Raw genomic sequence first — 12,077 nt, 5'->3', positions numbered from 1 at the left:
GGAGGAATGAGAATGCCAAAAGATGGTGGAATAGGTGCCAGCACAACGCGCCGCGAGGACGTGCGCTTTCTGACTGGGAAGGGAAAATATACCGCAGACATCAATGTCTTCGGGCAGGCGGCGGCGATTTTTGTCCGCTCGACCGTGGCGAACGGTGTAATCAAATCCATTGATACATCGGCGGCAGAGAGCATGCCCGGTGTGCTGGCGGTCTTTACCGGCGAGGATTTCGTGGATGTGGGCGGCAACCCCGCAGGCTGGCTGATCAACAGCCGCGACGGCGAGCCGATGAAAGAGCCCAAGCGTCCTGTGCTGGCCCATGGCAAGGTGCGCCACGTGGGGGACGCCTATGCCGCCGTGATTGCCGAGACCGAACAGCAGGCGCGCGATGCCGCCGAGGAGATCATTGCCGATATCGAGGAGCTGCCTGCGATCATCAACATGGCTGACGCCTTGGCCGGTGACAATGTTGTGCATGACGAGATCGGCACCAACCAGTGTTTTGACTGGGGCTGGATTGAGGACAACCGTGCCGCCACCGATGAGGCGATCAGGAACGCACCGCATGTGACCACGCTGGAGCTTGTGAACAACCGTCTGGTGCCCAACGCGATGGAGCCACGGGCCTCGATCGGGACCTATGATGCGGCAGGCGATTCCTATCTGCTGCAAACAACTTCGCAGAACCCGCACCTGACGCGGTTGCTGATCTCGGCTTTTGTGCTGGGCATTCCCGAGAACAAACTGACCGTGATTGCCCCTGATGTGGGTGGGGGTTTTGGCTCGAAAATCTACCACTACGGTGAAGAAGCGCTGGTACTGGCGGCCTCGAAAAAGGTCGGACGCCCTGTAAAATGGGTGGCGGATCGCACCGAGAGTTTCCTCAGCGATGCGCATGGGCGTGACCACGTGACCAAGATTGAACTGGCCTGCGAAAAGGACGGCACCTTTATTGCTTTCCGTACGACCACGCTGGCCAATGTGGGGGCGTATCTGTCGAACTTCTCGACCGCGACGCCGACGTTCCTGCATGGCACCTTGATGGCGGGTAACTATACGGTGCCCAACGTCTATGTGAACCTCAAAGCAGTGTTCACCAATACCGCCCCTGTGGACGCCTATCGCGGAGCCGGGCGGCCCGAGGCGACCTATTCGATTGAACGCGTCATCGACATGGCGGCCCGCGAACTGGGGATGGACCCCGTGGAACTGCGGCGCAAAAACTTTATCAAGCGCGACCAGTTTCCTTTCACCAGCGCCGCCGGACTGGAGTACGACAGCGGCGACTATGATGCGCTGATGGACAAGATGGAGGCAATTGTAGATCGCAAGGCCTTTGAAGAGCGCCGCAAGGCGAGCGAGGCGAAAGGCAAGCTGCGCGGTCTGGGCATCAATGCCTATGTCGAAGCCTGCGGTATTGCGCCCTCAAATCTTGTTGGCGTGCTTGGGTCCCGTGTGGGCCTGTATGATGCCGCCACGGTACGCGTGAACGCGACCGGCAACCTCAGTGTCATGGTGGGCGCGCATAGTCACGGGCAGGGACATGAGACGGTGTTCCCGCAGATCGTGGCGGATATGCTGGGGATTGATCCTGCATCGGTCGATATCGTGCATGGTGATACTTCGAAAATCCCATTCGGGATGGGCACTTACGGATCCCGCAGCCTCGCGGTTTGCGGATCGGCCATGGTTCGTGCGACCGAAAAGATCATCGCCAAGGCCAAGAAAATCGCAGCGCATATGCTGGAAGCTTCTGCCGATGACGTGGATTTCGCGGAAGGCCAATTCACGGTCAAAGGCACGGATAAGTCCGTCAGCTTTGGTGAGGTCGCGCTCAAGGCCTATATCCCGCACAACTATCCGCTCGAGGATATTGAGCCGGGACTGGAGGAGACAGCCTTCTATGATCCGGCCAACTTTACCTATCCGTCAGGCGCCTATGCCTGTGAGGTGGAGGTTGATCCAGAGACTGGCAAGGTCACGATTGAACGCTTTACCGCCTGTGATGATTTTGGCAACGTCATGAACCCGATGATCGTCAGCGGACAGGTGCATGGCGGTGTTGTTCAGGGTATCGGACAGGCCCTGCTGGAAAACACCACCTACGACGAAAACGGCCAGCTTTTGTCGGCAAGTTACATGGATTACGTCATGCCACGCGCCGATGATCTGCCGTTTATCGCGGTCAGTCATGATGGTGGGACGCCCTGCACGCATAATCCTCTGGGGGCCAAAGGCTGTGGCGAAGGCGGTGCGATCGGATCGCCACCGACGGTCGTGAATGCGGTGATTGATGCGCTGCAATCGGGCGGCAAGAACGTGACACATATCGACATGCCTTTGACGCCTGCGCGCGTCTGGGCTGCGATGAATAACGCATAAGGGAGACCACAGATGTATGCTTTTGATATTGAACGGCCTTCCACGATTGCGGATGCGGTCAAAGCTTTGAAAGAAGAGGACGCGCAGGCGCTGGGCGGGGGGCAGACACTGATCCCCACGCTGAAGCAGCGCCTGGCGATGCCCTCTGCCTTGGTCAGTCTGACGGGCATTGGCGAGATGAAAGGCGTGTGTCTGGCCGATGATGGTGCGGTTTGCATCGGGGGCGCGACGAACCATGCCACTGTGGCCAAAGAGGCGGCCGCACATTATCCGGGGTTGGCGGGTCTTGCCGCCAATATCGGTGATCCTGCGGTGCGTAACCGTGGCACCATCGGCGGATCGCTTGCCAACAATGACCCGTCCGCCTGCTATCCTGCGGCGGCATTGGGATCAGGCGCCACGATCATCACCAACGCGCGCGAGATTGCGGCGGATGACTATTTTCAGGGGATGTTCGAGACCGCCCTTGAGGATGGCGAAGTGATCACCGAAGTACGCTTTCCGGTGCCTGAAAAAGCGCACTACCAGAAGTTCGTACAGCCCGCGTCGCGTTTTGCCTTGGTGGGTGTCTTTGTGGCGAAATACGCGGATGGCGTCCGTGTGGCCGTAACAGGGGCCTCTGAAAACGGGGTCTTCCGCTGGAGTGAGGCAGAAGCCGCATTGTCGGCGGACTTCTCGGCCGCGGCACTTGACGGGCTGACTGTGCCCGCTGATGAGATGATCGCCGATTTGCACGGCTCGCCGGACTATCGCGCACATCTGGTCAAAGTCATGACGGGCCGGGCGGTTACTGCTGCGGCCTGAACCAAAAAGCCCCCGCGATTGCGGGGGCTTTTTTCAATTCCAGACGTTCCGGTCTTACTTCGTCAGTGGTCCGATCAGCATAACCATCTGACGGCCTTCCATTTTTGGGAAGTTCTCGACCTTGCCGGCTTCTTTGGTATCTTCGGCAACACGCTCCAACAATTGACGGCCCAATTCCTGGTGCGCCATCTCGCGGCCGCGGAACCGCAGGGTGATCTTTACCTTGTCGCCGTTTTCAAGAAACTTGAAAACATTGCGCATTTTCACTTGGTAGTCGTTGATATCCGTGTTCGGACGGAATTTGACTTCCTTGATCTCGATGATCTTCTGCTTCTTACGCGCCTCAGCTTCTTTTTTCTGAGTCTCGTATTTGAACTTGCCGTAGTCCATGATCTTGCAAACCGGCGGGTTGGCGTTTGGTGAGATTTCCACCAAGTCCAGGCCAGCTTCGTCGGCCATTTCCATTGCACGTGCGGGAGTTACAACGCCCACATTTTCGCCATCCGCCCCGATCAGGCGGATTTCATCCGATCTGATACGCTCGTTAATACGTGGGCCGGTTTCGCGTTGTGGTGGTGCGTTATGAGGTCTGCGTCCTATGGTCTTTATCCTTGCGTTGTTCCAAAAAGGTAAGGGGCAAACTAAACCTCTCGCTGGTTACCTTCAACCCGGAAAAGATGCGGTTTTCCGCCGATTTTTCCCCCGCGATTGCACTTTCTCATTCACTGCCCATCTGACATACCGCACAGCAAGGCCCAGTGGGGGCCCAAATATATCAATTTGGAAGGAGATGACCCATGCGTGCGATCATTATTCTCGTCGTTTTGGCGGTCGCTGGTTTTTTTGGATACCAATATGCAGCCCAAGGACGGACACCGGGTGAGGCCGTTGGTGTCTTGACAGGGGCCACACAAGAAGCAGAACGCGCCGCTGCCGAGGCGCAAGCCGCCGCCGAGGCTGAAGCTGCAGAAGCAGCGGCATTGGCAGCCGAGCAAGCCGCTGCAGCCGAAGCCGCGGCAGAAGCCGAAGCCGCTGCTGCACAAGAAGCGGCCGAGCAAGCCGCTGCCGAAGCAGAAGCACTTGCCGCTGAACAGGCTGCCGCGCTCGAAGCTGCAGCGCAGGCCGCTGCTGAAGAGGCCGCAGCTGCAGCACAAGCCGCCATCGATTCCGCAACTGCTGCGGGCGATCAGGCAGCGGATGCTGTTCAAGACGCGCTGGATAGCGCAACGGACGCAGCAACTGACGCCGTCAACGCGCTGAGTGGTACAACCGAGGAAGCCGTTGAGGCGACCGAAGGTGCCGCAGAAGCTGCAACCGAAGAAGCCGTCGATGCCATGACCGAGGACGCAGCCCCGGCAGAAGCTGACGCCACACCGGACGCCATGCTGTCCGAGGATGGCGAAGTGCTGACAGTTGAGGGTTTCGACTTTGATAGCGTTCTGGAGATCGTGCAGAACTCCGAGCTGTCAGAAATGCAGAAGACAGTGTTGACCACGTCGCTGGAAGGCGCACGGAACCAGCCGGAATTGCTGCAGCCTGTGCTTGAGAGCATCCGTGAAGCGCTTGGCATGTAAACCCGCGATAGCAACAAACAAAGAAGGCCGCGTGGTCACTCACGCGGCCTTTTTCTTTGTCTTGTCAGGTTGTTAGTCGAGGAATGCTTTTTCCACAACGTAATGCTGGGGGTTCGAATTCGCCCCTTCGACCAGCCCATATTCTTCCAGCATATCCTTGAGCTCAAGATTGAAGGCAAGGTTGCCGCAGATCATTGCGCGGTCGGTTTCGGGCGACAGTGGCGGTACGCCCAGATCGGCAAATGCCTCGCCCGAGCGCATCAGGTCAGTGATCCGGCCCATCTTGGGGCTCTCTTCGCGTGTGGTTGTCGGGTAGTATTTGATCTTTTTCCAGAACCCTTCGCCGATCACCTCGTTCAGCAATTCGTCGGTCTTCAGGGCTTCGATCAGGTCGCGGCCGTAGGTCAATTCACCCACTTCACGGCAGGTATGGGTGATGATCACCTCGTCATAGTCTTCATAGGTCTGCGGTTCGCGCAGCAGCGACGCAAATGGCGCAAAGCCTGTGCCTGTGGCAAAGAACCAGATGCGTTTGCCGGGCAGCAGGGCGTCATGCACCAGCGTGCCCACAGGTTTGGGGCGCAGGATCAGATCGTCACCGGGCTGGATGTGTTGCAAGCGGGACGTCAGCGGGCCGTCCTGTACTTTGATTGAATAGAACTCCAGCTCTTCATCCCAAGAGGGCGAGGCGATGGAATAGGCCCGCAACAGCGGCTTTTGCTTGCCGGTTTTGGGGTCGGGATCGCCCATCAGGCCAATCATCACAAACTCGCCCGACCGGAACCGCAGCGAGGCAGGCCGCGTTACCCGAAAGGAAAACAAACGGTCCGTGTAGTGCTTTACTTCGGTCACGGTCTGCGCGTCAGGCAGGGTGGGCACGGCTTTGGCGGTATCTAAGGTCACAGGTTTTTGCTCGGTCATATCATTCATGGCAGCCCTGATAGGGCCGACCTCCGGTTTAGTCGTTGATCTGGATCAGGGAAAGGGGCGGTGGCCTTTTCTTTGCCGATTAGCCGCGCAAACGGGCCTGATAGTGGTGGTTTTGCCAGTCTGCACGGTAGAGCCATTGGTCTTCGGGCTGGCGTGCGGCGAGGGCGTCATCAATCTCGACCTCGTCAAAGCCGGACCGGCGCGCCATCGCGTATTGATCGGCCAGCACATGACCCTTGGCGCGCAAGCGTCCCTGATAGCCCGCCCGCCGCAACAGTGACGCAAGCGTAAAGCCGCGCCCGTCTGCCGAGGATGGAAAGTCAATCCGGATCATCTTGGCCTGTGTCAGATCGGCCAAGGCGTCAGGTGACGTGTCGGACGGCAGGTCGATGCCATAGCCGCAATCATTTGCGGCTTTTTCACCCAAGCCGACAAAACCTGCGGTGAAATCATCCGTTTGAAACCCGCGGTCTGTTATAATCACACTCATGCTGCCTGTCCTTGTCGTACGGCTTTGCCATTCTCAAAATGAATCCCGCATTCGGTTTTGTCGCTACCACGCCAGCGCCCTGCGCGCGGATCTTCATGGTCGCTCACGCGGGTGGTGCAGGGCAAACAGCCGATGGAGGGATAGCCTTTGGCCACCAGCGGATGGCGTGGCAGGTTGTGATCCGCAATGTAAGCGTTCAGATCGGCAGAGCTCCACTGGACAAGCGGGTTGATCTTGATCTTGCGGCCGTCCTTTTCGAACAAAGGCAAGGTTGCGCGGCTGCCACCCTGAAACTGTTTGCGGCCGGTGATCCAGCCGTCAAAACCCTCAAGCGCCTCAGCCAAGGGCCGGGTCTTGCGCAGATCACAGCAGGCGTCTTTGTCGGCCTGATGCAAAAGCCCGTCCACATCCTCGGTCAGCACCGCGTTGCGGTTTGGCGTAATCACGCGCACATCACGCAGGCCAAGATGTTCCGCGACCTCTTTTTGATAGGCCAGTGTTTCCGCGAACAGCATTTCGGTATCGAGAAAGATGACCGGCGCGTCCTTGTCGATCTCGGACAGCATGTGCAAGAGCACGACACTCTCGGCCCCGAAGGATGACACCAAAGCAATTTTGCCAAGTTCCACATCATCCAACGCATGGCGCAGCACAGTTTGCGCATCACTCTTGCGGTGCAGGATATTGCGACGTTCAACGAGTTCTTTAAGCGGCATTTGCTTTATCCTCTCGTGGGTAAAGGATGGCTTTGAAAGGCTCCATGCCCAGACGGCGATAGGCCTGCAGGAAGGTTTCATCCGCGTCTTGGCGCAGCGACAGGTAACCAGTCACAAGGCGTTCGATGGCAGGCACGATTTCATCCGCAGAAAAGCCGGGACCGGCGCGTTCCCCGATTGTCGTGGTCTCTGTGCCGTCACCGCCCAGCGTGATCTGGTAGTTTTCCACGCCCGCACGGTCGAGCCCAAGAATACCGATGTGGCCCACATGGTGGTGCCCGCAGGCGTTGATGCAGCCCGATATTTTGATCTTAAGCTGCCCGATTTCGTGTTCGATTTTGAGTTCGTCGAAACGGGTCGCGATCTCTTGCGCAATAGGGATCGAACGCGCGGTGGCCAGCGCGCAGTAATCCATACCGGGGCAGGCGATGATATCTGACGCAAGGCCGATATTGGCGGTGGCCAGATCTGCCTCACGCAGTGCTGCATAGACCGCAGGCAGATCGGACTTATGCACATGGGGCAGGATGACGTTCTGCTCGTGGCTGATGCGCAATTCGCCGTGACCGTATTGTTCGGCCAGATCGGCCATCACGCGCATCTGGTCCGAGGTCGCATCGCCCGGTGTGGCACCGTGTTTCTTGATGCTGATCGACACGATGGCATAGCCGTCGGCCTTGTGCGCGGAGAGGTTTGTGTCACTCCACGACCGGAAAGCGGGGTTTGCAAGACGGGCGGCTTCATACCCGTCAGTGGATTTCGTCACAAAGGCGGGTGGCGCAAAGGCGGCCTCAATCTCGGCCAGCAGGGCCTGGTCGTGGCCTTTGAAATCAGCGCGGATATCGGCAAAGCGGGCCTCGACCAGCTCTTGCATCTTTTCCAGCCCGTTTTCATGGACGGTGATCTTGATCCGCGCTTTGTATTTGTTGTCGCGACGGCCCAGCAGGTTGTAGACGCTGACGATGGCCTCGCAGTAAGGCAGCAGATCCGCCTTGGGCAGGAACGCCCGCAGCACTTTGCCCACCATCGGCGTGCGGCCAAGACCACCACCGACGATGACCTCAAAACCGGGCTCGCCCGCGTCGTTGCGCACCATGCGCAAGCCGATGTCATGCGCTTTCGTCACCGCGCGGTCATGGGCGGCACCGGTCACGGCGATCTTGAACTTGCGCGGCAGGAACTGGAATTCGGGGTGGTCGGTGGACCACTGGCGCAGCAGTTCGGCGATGGCGCGGGGGTCTTCGATTTCATCCGCTGCCGCACCGGCAAAATGATCGGCGGTCACATTGCGGATTGTGTTGCCCGAGGTCTGGATCGCATGCATGCCGACATCGGCCAGCGCATCAAGCATATCCGGCACGTCCTGCAGTTTGGGCCAGTTGTACTGGATGTTCTGGCGCGTGGTGAAATGGCCGTACCCCTTGTCCCAACGGTCCGCGATATAGGCAAGCTGGCGCATCTGCGCGGGGTTCAGCGTGCCATAGGGCACCGCGACCCGCAGCATATAAGCGTGCAATTGCAGATAAAGACCGTTCATCAGGCGCAACGGTTTGAATTCATCCTCGGTCAAAGACCCGTCAATGCGGCGTTCTACTTGCGCGCGGAATTGGGCAACGCGGGTGCGCACGAAGGCTTCGTCAAAATCGGTGTAGGTATACATGATTACAGTTCCACTTGCTTGCCGTGGGCGTAGTTTGAAGGACCGCGTGTGCGGAATTCTTCGCGGAAATGGGTCGGCGCAGGGCCGTCTTCGGTGGCTTTGGCATCCGCCAGATAGGCCCCTGCGATTTCATCCCGGCGCGATTGCGCCTCAAGCAGGCGAAGCTCGGCGTGGGCCTCATCTGTCAGCAGCTCGGCTTCGCGGATGTCGCGTGTCCATGTGTCATCCTCTGCCAACCAGACGGCATCGCCTTCCAGCAAGGCGTTGGCGGTGACCACTTTGGGTGTGAATGTACGGGCCATTATGCAAATTCCTTTTGGCTGATCGCCAGTGCTGCGGCGTCACGGGGGGCAAGGCCGAGGAAGGTGATGGCCGGGCCCTGCAAATTGGCTTGGGTCAGGGTGGGTTCGAGTTCGGCCAGCGTGGTCGCGATGATCTGTTGATCGGCGCGGCTGACGTTTTCGATAATCGTCACAGGTGTTGCCGGATCAGCGCCGTGCATCAGCAGGCGGCCCTGGATAAAGCGGGCCGATTTCTTGCCCATGTAGATCGCCGCCACTTCACCGGGGGCGGCCAATGCCCGCCAGTCGTGGTCGGCATAGCCTTTGGTGTCGTGCCCCGTGATCAGGCGCACCGCTGAGTTGCGCCCGCGCTTGGTCAGGCTTTGTCCGATGTTGGCAACAGCGGCAGACGCCGCCGTGATGCCCGGGATGATGGTGTAGGGAATGTCATGCGCCGTGATTGCGGCAATTTCCTCGTCCAAACGGCCAAAGACCGTGGGATCACCTGCCTTAAGCCGCACAACGTGCTGGCCCTCCAGCGCATGCTGCACGATCAGCGCGTCGATATCGGACTGCGCCATAGCGCGGCCAAAGCCCTCTTTGCCGGCATCGATGATAATCGCTTCGCGGCGGGCAAGTTCCAGAATCTCGGGCGTTACCAACCGGTCGTGAATAACCACATCGGCCTTATCCAGCGCATTGCGGGCCTTCAGCGTCAGAAGTTCCGGATCACCGGGGCCCGCGCCAACAAGATCGACGGAACCGGATTTCCGCTCCTGCATGATGTGGCTGTCCAGAAGCGTCTCCAGTGCTGGCACAACCGCCTGTTCGCCTGCATCGGCCAGCGCCTTGGGGCCTGTGCCAAAGTAAAAGGCCGACCAGAAATCACGGCGCTTGCGGCCCATCGGCAGCACATCAACCGCGTGGCGGAAGGTCTTGCCGATCCGCGCAAGCACACCCAGCGATGTGGGCAGCCGTGCTTCCAGATCGGCTTTGATCGCGCGTGCCAGAACAGGGGCGGCACCCTCTGTCCCGATTGCGATTGTCACCGGATCACGGTCAACGATGGCCGGGGTAATGAACTGGCTGTCAGCAAGGTTGTCGACGATATTAACCAAAGCCCCCTCGGCATGGGCAATCGCGGCCACGCGGGCGTCTTCGGCGTCATCCTCGTTGGCGCCATAGAACAGCGCAGCGCAAAGTGCGTCACCTGGCTCCATGGCGCGCTCGATGATCCGCAGCTTGCCCTGATCGGCCCATTTGCGGATATCGGGTGCGATCTCGGCGGCGATGACGGTCAGATGCGCCTCGGTCTTCATCAGCAAACGCAGCTTGGCCATTGCGGCATCACCACCGCCCGACAGAACGATGCGGCGGCCTTCGACGGCAAGGAAGATCGGGAAATGCTTCATAGCGAACCTCAAATTTCTTATCTTCAATATAGAACATCGTTCTGCTATTTGCCTCCCCATGATGCCAGTTAAGGACATATGTTCTGCCTTGCTGCGAATTTGGACTGCCTGTCCTATGATTGAGGGGATTTAAGAATGTCGGTACGCATAGACGCCACAGACCGGAAGATTTTAGCGGCACTTCAGGCGGATGCGGCGCAATCGCTGGACGATATCGCCAAGGCTGTGGGGTCCTCCAAGACGCCTGTTTGGAATCGCATTCGCAAATTGCGTGAGGCGGGGGTGATCGGCCAGCACACCGTCTTGCTCGATGCCGAGGCGCTTGGGTTTGAGGCCTGTTTCTTTGTCCTGATCCGCACGTCCGAGCATGACGCAGAGTGGCAGGGGCAGTTCCTCAAGGCATTGAAGTCACGACCTGAAGTGCAAGAGGCGCATCGTTTGGCGGGGGATATTGACTATATTCTAAAGGTGCGCGTGCGCAATGCGCGGGCCTATGACACGTTCTATCAAGCCCTGATTTCCGAGGTGAAAGTGCATAATGTGACAGCACTTTTGTCGATGGAAGAGATTAAGTCGACCGTGGCTCTGCCACTCTAAAATGAACGATGTTCAATATTTTTGTTGACGGCGCAATTCTGGCTCTCTAGGTATGTGAACAATGTTCATATCTGGAGAGACACCATGCAAACGATAAAGATCACAATTGCCCTCGCGACACTTGCTTTGGCGGCAGCCTGTGCTGCACCCAGCGCACAGCATACTGCCCAATCCGCCAACCACAGCGCGGAAGCCGCCAGTCATGGCGCGGCGGCGGTGGCATCAGGTGCCGCGACTGTTTCGGCGGTGCCGATCATCGCGACAGGAGCTGCGCTTTCAGTAACCGGCGCGGCAATTGAGAGCGTCGGGACCACCTCTGTGGCGGTTGGTAGCGACGTGTTGGAGGCGGGACTGGGCACCTGCCAGACCATGCAAACGGCAACATGTGTAGCGGCTGATGGCCCGCCACGGTTGGACTAAGGGGAGGCCATGATGAAACGTCTCTTTATTATTCTTGTGTCGGCGATAGCTGCCTTCACCACGCCGTCCTTCGCAGGCAGCAGTGCAGCCGGCAACCCCGTTCTGCCCGCTGATGAGGTCGCCAGTTTCGCCAACCGTGTGCAGCGCGATCTTGCGTCGCGCGGCGCCAATGTGGCCATTGTTTCGCGGGTCGGGCGTGATCCGTCCGTCCTGCCGGAAGGCATCAACTATACTCATGTCGCTTTTTGGGTTTACGCGCAAATCACCCGCGCCGACGGCTCAACAGGGCAGGGGTACCGCGTCTATAACCTCTACCAGCGCGAAGGTGATCTGACCCAGAGCGACCTTGTCCAGGACACACCTGCCGATTTCTTTGCTGGTGCGCATAGTCTGGACGCCGGTGTGATCATCCCTGATCCGCGCCTGCAGCGCAAACTGCTGGCCGTGATTGACAGCCCGACCTATGCCGCCCTGCACAACGCCAACTATTCGGTGCTGGCCAATCCGCGCACGGCACAGTTTCAGAACTGTACCGAGCACACGTTGGATGTGGTGATGGCAGCCCTCTACGACACGGATGATCGCGCGCAAATCAAAGCCAATATCGCCGCCTATTTTGTACCACAGCCCGTGCCAATCAACGGATTGCAACGCCTTCTAGCGCCCGCTGCGTCACAGGCGCTGACCACGGTCGATCATGGTGCGCAGGTCGGTACAGCAACCTTCGGATCCATCGCGCGGTTTATGGGCGATAATGACCTTGCAGCAGAGATTTACCGGATCACGCCCACGGCGCTGACACGGTTCTGAG

Annotated in this window: 13 protein-coding genes; 6 read left to right on the top strand and 7 right to left on the bottom strand. The window is 58.7% G+C overall.

Annotation, left to right across the window (positions count from 1 at the left end; all coding sequences use genetic code 11):
* Positions 1-12 precede the first annotated feature (12 nt).
* Positions 13-2,382, top strand: coding sequence for a xanthine dehydrogenase family protein molybdopterin-binding subunit (locus tag C7964_RS07900; RefSeq protein WP_110279115.1), 2,370 nt, complete (start codon positions 13-15; stop codon positions 2,380-2,382).
* A 12-nt stretch (positions 2,383-2,394) separates the two neighbouring features.
* On the top strand, positions 2,395-3,186 hold the full coding sequence (locus tag C7964_RS07895; RefSeq protein WP_110279114.1) for an FAD binding domain-containing protein: 792 nt from the start codon (positions 2,395-2,397) through the stop codon (positions 3,184-3,186).
* Between the two features lie 54 nt (positions 3,187-3,240).
* On the opposite strand, the gene infC is transcribed toward C7964_RS07895, so the two are convergent.
* Complete coding sequence (gene infC, locus C7964_RS07890; protein WP_502693563.1) at positions 3,241-3,735, bottom strand: translation initiation factor IF-3; 495 nt, start codon at positions 3,733-3,735, stop codon at positions 3,241-3,243.
* Between the two features lie 248 nt (positions 3,736-3,983).
* Here infC and C7964_RS07885 point away from each other — a divergent pair, with 248 nt between their 5' ends.
* The gene (locus C7964_RS07885; protein ID WP_110279112.1) at positions 3,984-4,760 is read left to right on the top strand and encodes a hypothetical protein; all 777 of its coding nucleotides are present in this window, start codon (positions 3,984-3,986) and stop codon (positions 4,758-4,760) included.
* A 72-nt stretch (positions 4,761-4,832) separates the two neighbouring features.
* On the opposite strand, the gene C7964_RS07880 is transcribed toward C7964_RS07885, so the two are convergent.
* The 6 genes from C7964_RS07880 to cysG all read right to left on the bottom strand — a co-directional run bounded on the left by C7964_RS07880 (position 4,833) and on the right by cysG (position 10,249).
* A complete protein-coding gene (locus C7964_RS07880) occupies positions 4,833-5,681 on the bottom strand; it encodes a ferredoxin--NADP reductase (protein ID WP_502693562.1) in 849 nt (282 codons plus the stop codon).
* Positions 5,682-5,769: 88 nt separating this feature from the next.
* Positions 5,770-6,180 (bottom strand): DUF934 domain-containing protein, encoded by a 411-nt coding sequence (locus C7964_RS07875; RefSeq protein ID WP_110279110.1) that lies wholly within the window; start codon positions 6,178-6,180, stop codon positions 5,770-5,772.
* Complete coding sequence (locus tag C7964_RS07870; protein ID WP_110279109.1) at positions 6,177-6,896, bottom strand: phosphoadenylyl-sulfate reductase; 720 nt, start codon at positions 6,894-6,896, stop codon at positions 6,177-6,179. The genes C7964_RS07875 and C7964_RS07870 overlap by 4 nt, the downstream gene beginning before the upstream one ends.
* A complete protein-coding gene (locus tag C7964_RS07865; protein ID WP_110279108.1) occupies positions 6,886-8,556 on the bottom strand; it encodes a nitrite/sulfite reductase in 1,671 nt (556 codons plus the stop codon). The genes C7964_RS07870 and C7964_RS07865 overlap by 11 nt, the downstream gene beginning before the upstream one ends.
* A 2-nt stretch (positions 8,557-8,558) precedes the next feature.
* Entirely contained in the window at positions 8,559-8,858 is a 300-nt protein-coding gene (locus C7964_RS07860; RefSeq protein ID WP_110279107.1) for a DUF2849 domain-containing protein, read from the bottom strand.
* On the bottom strand, positions 8,858-10,249 hold the full coding sequence (cysG, locus tag C7964_RS07855; RefSeq protein ID WP_110279106.1) for a siroheme synthase CysG: 1,392 nt from the start codon (positions 10,247-10,249) through the stop codon (positions 8,858-8,860). The genes C7964_RS07860 and cysG overlap by 1 nt, the downstream gene beginning before the upstream one ends.
* 135 nt (positions 10,250-10,384) lie before the next feature.
* On the opposite strand from cysG, the gene C7964_RS07850 reads away from it, so the two are divergent.
* From C7964_RS07850 to C7964_RS07840, 3 genes are all read left to right on the top strand, one after another.
* Complete coding sequence (locus C7964_RS07850) at positions 10,385-10,846, top strand: Lrp/AsnC family transcriptional regulator (protein ID WP_110279105.1); 462 nt, start codon at positions 10,385-10,387, stop codon at positions 10,844-10,846.
* A gap of 84 nt (positions 10,847-10,930) precedes the next feature.
* Positions 10,931-11,266, top strand: a complete 336-nt coding sequence (locus tag C7964_RS07845; RefSeq protein ID WP_110279104.1) for a hypothetical protein — start codon at positions 10,931-10,933, stop codon at positions 11,264-11,266.
* A 12-nt stretch (positions 11,267-11,278) separates the two neighbouring features.
* Positions 11,279-12,076, top strand: a complete 798-nt coding sequence (locus tag C7964_RS07840) for a DUF2145 domain-containing protein (protein WP_110279451.1) — start codon at positions 11,279-11,281, stop codon at positions 12,074-12,076.
* Position 12,077: the final 1 nt, after the last annotated feature.

Source organism: Loktanella sp. PT4BL, assembly GCF_003201935.1.
Taxonomy (GTDB): Bacteria; Pseudomonadota; Alphaproteobacteria; order Rhodobacterales; family Rhodobacteraceae; genus Yoonia.
The sequence above is the reverse complement of the archived record's forward strand: the minus strand, read 5'-3'. Positions and strand labels throughout refer to the sequence as shown.

What these genes read in the sequence shown, in the direction of transcription:
- C7964_RS07870 (WP_110279109.1), bottom strand. Translation starts at nt 6,896, where the DNA reads ATGCCGCTTAAAGAACTCGTTGAACGTCGCAATATCCTGCACCGCAAG.
- C7964_RS07865 (WP_110279108.1), bottom strand. Translation starts at nt 8,556, where the DNA reads ATGTATACCTACACCGATTTTGACGAAGCCTTCGTGCGCACCCGCGTT.
- C7964_RS07840 (WP_110279451.1), top strand. Translation starts at nt 11,279, where the DNA reads ATGAAACGTCTCTTTATTATTCTTGTGTCGGCGATAGCTGCCTTCACC.
- C7964_RS07895 (WP_110279114.1), top strand. Translation starts at nt 2,395, where the DNA reads ATGTATGCTTTTGATATTGAACGGCCTTCCACGATTGCGGATGCGGTC.
- cysG (WP_110279106.1), bottom strand. Translation starts at nt 10,249, where the DNA reads ATGAAGCATTTCCCGATCTTCCTTGCCGTCGAAGGCCGCCGCATCGTT.
- C7964_RS07885 (WP_110279112.1), top strand. Translation starts at nt 3,984, where the DNA reads ATGCGTGCGATCATTATTCTCGTCGTTTTGGCGGTCGCTGGTTTTTTT.
- C7964_RS07845 (WP_110279104.1), top strand. Translation starts at nt 10,931, where the DNA reads ATGCAAACGATAAAGATCACAATTGCCCTCGCGACACTTGCTTTGGCG.
- C7964_RS07900 (WP_110279115.1), top strand. Translation starts at nt 13, where the DNA reads ATGCCAAAAGATGGTGGAATAGGTGCCAGCACAACGCGCCGCGAGGAC.
- C7964_RS07860 (WP_110279107.1), bottom strand. Translation starts at nt 8,858, where the DNA reads ATGGCCCGTACATTCACACCCAAAGTGGTCACCGCCAACGCCTTGCTG.
- C7964_RS07875 (WP_110279110.1), bottom strand. Translation starts at nt 6,180, where the DNA reads ATGAGTGTGATTATAACAGACCGCGGGTTTCAAACGGATGATTTCACC.
- C7964_RS07880 (WP_502693562.1), bottom strand. Translation starts at nt 5,681, where the DNA reads ATGACCGAGCAAAAACCTGTGACCTTAGATACCGCCAAAGCCGTGCCC.
- C7964_RS07850 (WP_110279105.1), top strand. Translation starts at nt 10,385, where the DNA reads ATGTCGGTACGCATAGACGCCACAGACCGGAAGATTTTAGCGGCACTT.